A 3,925-nucleotide genomic window follows, 5' to 3' on the forward strand; every position below is an offset into this window, starting at 1 on the left:
TGCTGAGCGAGACATCGGCCAGATCCTTGCCGACCAGCGTAAACGCTGCTGCCACCTCGCCCTTTTGCGGGAAACTGCCATTGACCTGAAACGGCTTGCCGCCGAGTGTCACTGTGTTTGTCATGTGGATTCCTGATTCCTGATGGGGTGTGAATTGAAGAGACTGCCGTTGACCATCAGCGGCAGCGTTGCTTGGGCATTATTTCACGGATGGAGTTCTCACGATGGCCTCCGAACCGAGGTCAGAGGCCGTCGGCGGCCCATTCCGGACTACTTGACGCGCATGCCGGGCTCGGCACCGGCGTCCGGCGAGAGCAGAAAGATGCCCGGCATCTGGCCATCCGGGTCGGAAGCGGCCAGCACCATTCCCTCCGAAAGGCCGAACTTCATCTTGCGCGGCGCCAGGTTGGCCACCATCATGGTCAGCCGGCCGACCAGCGTTGCCGGGTCGTAGGCGGTCTTGATACCGGCAAAGACCTGTCGGGTGCCGAGTGCGCCGACGTCGAGCAGCAGACGAACGAGCTTGTCGGCGCCTTCAACCGGAGTGGCTTCGCGGATGCGCGCAATACGCAGGTCGACGCCCATGAAATCGTCGATGCTGATGTGTGGCCCGGCGCTTGCTCCGACGGCGGCCTGTGCGACGGCGCCGGCGGCCGCTTTCTCCTGCTGCTCGGCAGGCCTCTGTGGGCTGGTTTGCGAAGTTGCCGTCAGCGATTCGCGGTTGGCGGCCAGTAGCGCCTCGACCTGTTTCTTGTCGACGCGTGTCAGCAGGTGCTGATAAGCCCTGATGGCATGTCCGGCGGCAAGGACCGTGCGGCTGTCTTCCCAGACCAACGGGGCGACGTTGAGAAAAGCTTCAGCCTTGGCGCTGAGTGCCGGCAAGACCGGTTTGAGCAGGATCGCGAACAGGCGGAAGAGGTTCAGGGCGTTGCTGCAGGCGGCCTGCAATTCGTTTGCGCGACCTTCATGCCGGGCCAGCTCCCAGGGTTTGACACTGTCGACATACTGATTGGCGAGGTCGGTCAGGGCCATGATCTCGCGGATCGCCTTGCCGAATTCGCGCGCTTCATAATGATCCGCGATCACCGTCCGTCGTTCGCGGATGGCCTGGATCGCCGGCAGCGATTCATCGCAGGTGCAGAGCTGGCCGGCGAAGCGTTTGACGATGAATCCGGCCGAGCGGCTGGCGATGTTGACGAATTTTCCGACCAGGTCGGAATTGACACGCGCGATGAAATCGTCGAGGTTGAGGTCGATGTCTTCCATCGAACCCGAGAGTTTGGCCGCGTAGTAGTAGCGCAGCCATTCGGGGTCTAGGCCTTGCGCCAGATAGCTTTCGGCGGTGATGAAGGTGCCACGCGACTTGGACATCTTGGCGCCATCGACGGTCAGGAAACCATGCGCGAAGACCTTGCTGGGAGTGCGGTAGCCGGCATGTTCGAGCTCAGCTGGCCAGAACAGCGCATGAAAGTAAAGGATGTCCTTGCCGATGAAGTGATACAGTTCGGCGGTCGAGTCCGGCCGCCAGTAAGCGTCGAAATCGAGGCCGTTCCTGGCGCAGAGATTCCTGAAAGCGCCCATGTAGCCGATTGGCGCGTCGAGCCAGACGTAAAAGTACTTGCCGGGAGCGTCGGGGATTTCAAAGCCGAAATACGGCGAATCGCGCGAGATGTCCCAGTCGGTGAGCCGGTTCTCGCCCTCGCTGCCCAGCCACTCTTGCAGCTTGTTGGACGCTTCGTGCTGCAATCGGCCCTCACGCTGTGTCCAGCGCCGTAGAAAAGCCTGGCAGCGTGGGTCGGACAGCCTGAAGAAGAAATGTTCCGATTGCCGCAGCTCCGGCCTGGCGCCGGAAACCGCCGAATAGGGGTTTTTCAGTTCGCTGGCAGTGTACGCCGAGCCACAGCTCTCGCAGTTGTCACCATACTGGTCGTGCGCGCCGCACTTCGGGCACTCGCCCTTGATGAAGCGATCCGGCAGGAACATCTGCCTGAGCGGGTCGTAATACTGCTCGATGGTGCGTGTCTCGATCAGACCCGCCGCCTGCAGGCGCGCGTAGATTTCGTTGGCGCAGGCGCGGGTTTCCTCGGAATGCGTCGTGTAGTAGTTGTCGAAACCGACGTGGAAACCGGCGAAGTCGCGCGCGTGCTCGCCATGGACGCGTTCGATCAGCGCCTCCGGGGTCATTCCCTCCTGCTCGGCACGCAGCATGATCGGCGTGCCATGTGTGTCGTCGGCACAGACATACCAGCATTCATGCCCGCGCATTTTCTGGAAGCGCACCCAGATGTCGGTCTGAATGTACTCGACCAGATGGCCAAGATGGATTGCGCCGTTTGCATACGGCAGGGCGGACGTGACGAGAATCTTGCGGGTCATTGGCTTGGGCGCAACCGGGGCAAAGGCGCATTCTACCAAACGGTCATGACTTTTCCAGGCACCCCCGATCATGAAAGTCATGACCGTTCCCCTCTCCCCCCGGCCCCTCCCCCGCGAGGGGGGAGGGGAGATTCGTGAGTTGCTGACGCGACTTTCACAGTAAGCGGGGTCAGGCCGGTGACGGCTGATCGTGATAACGAGCAATTTCGTAATCGCAGCCACTCGCTTCCACCTCCATCGGTGTCAGCAGATGGATACGGCCGTGCTGGCTGAAATTCAGGGCTTCCCGCACACTGAAGCTGCCCAGGGGGAGCACGATGCGTACGATGCCCGGTATTTCATCATCGTGCAGCCAGATGCCGGGGATCGCGACGGCTGCCGCGAAACCACTGCGGCGGGGTTGCAGCTCGACGCCCTGCGCCTGCCGCGCCAGTAACTGCACCCCCAGGTTGGCGCGCCCACCGGCCTGCCTGTTGAAGCGCCGTGCCGTTCCCAGCAGCCAGTTCTCGCCCCCTTCCACCTGCATGCAGAGCAGTGAGCCAAGCTTGATCCGATCCGTCGCCGATTCGTCGAAGCAGGTGCGCAGCCCTCCGAGACTGACGTTTTCGATGATCCAGCTTTGTGTTTCCGCTTGCAGGCCTGCCGAGGCGCCTGAAAACACCGTGTAGCTGTGGTCAAAACCCGGCAAGACGGCCATGCGTGTCTTGACCGCATGACGCTGATGACGTCGCTGGGGCGGTTTCAATGCCCAGCAAACCCGCAAATGGCGCAACACCGGTAGCAAGGCCTTCTGCGGAAATTCGCCGCCGAGATTGAGGCTGCCCGGAACTTCGTCGCGTTCGACCACATGGATCAACTCTTCGAGCCCGGCGAGCGCCTGCCCCGGAGAAAAGAAGCTCAGGCCGGGTCTGGCTGCGCCGGGATGACGAGCCAAGCGTGTCGGTGCCGAACCCTTTGCCGCGTCGACCCAGTACACGCTATCGGGCCGGCAATCCGGCGAACACACAAAGGCTGGCAAGAAATGGGCGATCATCCGATCAGCCAATTCGATCTGTTGCGGCAGCAGGCCATCCATCGAGGAGGTACAAAACACCAGGGCGTGCAGATATTGCTGCGCGACACTGCTCGAACCCTGGTGACCCGGATAAAGCTGGAGCGGCTTCTGCGCATGGCCCGCCGCTTCGGCCAGCAGGGAGGTTCTCCCGAGACTTTTCCAGATCTCTCCCTCAACCGGCTCGTAGCGATACGCCAGCCACCTGATGAGGGTGCGACGTGCCGCCTGCAAGCGCGCGTCCGCCAGCGGCAGCGAAACTTTGAATGCCTCCGCTCCTTTCTCCCTGGGTTCGAGTCGAGCGCGTGCCGTGCACAGAGCGTAAAGCGCAGCCACTGCCGTCCAATAGCCATGACTCCGCTCCCATAAGCGTTGCTGCTCAAGCTTCGACAGGTATGGCGAGTAAAGGTAGTCGCGTGCCAGGCGTCGCAGATGGGGCTGCCCGGCGTCATCGAGCTGGCGAAGCACGTCAAAATAGTGTTCCAGGCGAAAGTTCCT

2 protein-coding genes are annotated in these 3,925 nt (G+C 61.8%); both read right to left on the bottom strand.

Annotated features, from left to right (window positions below):
- Positions 1-270: 270 nt before the first annotated feature.
- A complete protein-coding gene (metG, locus tag V5B39_RS21980; RefSeq protein ID WP_332344943.1) occupies positions 271-2,376 on the bottom strand; it encodes a methionine--tRNA ligase in 2,106 nt (701 codons plus the stop codon).
- Positions 2,377-2,545: 169 nt separating this feature from the next.
- The coding region (locus V5B39_RS21985) for a hypothetical protein (protein ID WP_332344942.1) at positions 2,546-3,925 on the bottom strand (1,380 nt) is incomplete at its 5' end.

Origin of the sequence: Accumulibacter sp., from assembly GCF_036625275.1 — a bacterium.
Classification (GTDB): domain Bacteria; phylum Pseudomonadota; class Gammaproteobacteria; order Burkholderiales; family Rhodocyclaceae; genus Accumulibacter.

Coding starts and splice junctions, on each gene's coding strand:
- metG (WP_332344943.1), bottom strand. CDS start 2,376: ATGACCCGCAAGATTCTCGTCACGTCCGCCCTGCCGTATGCAAACGGC.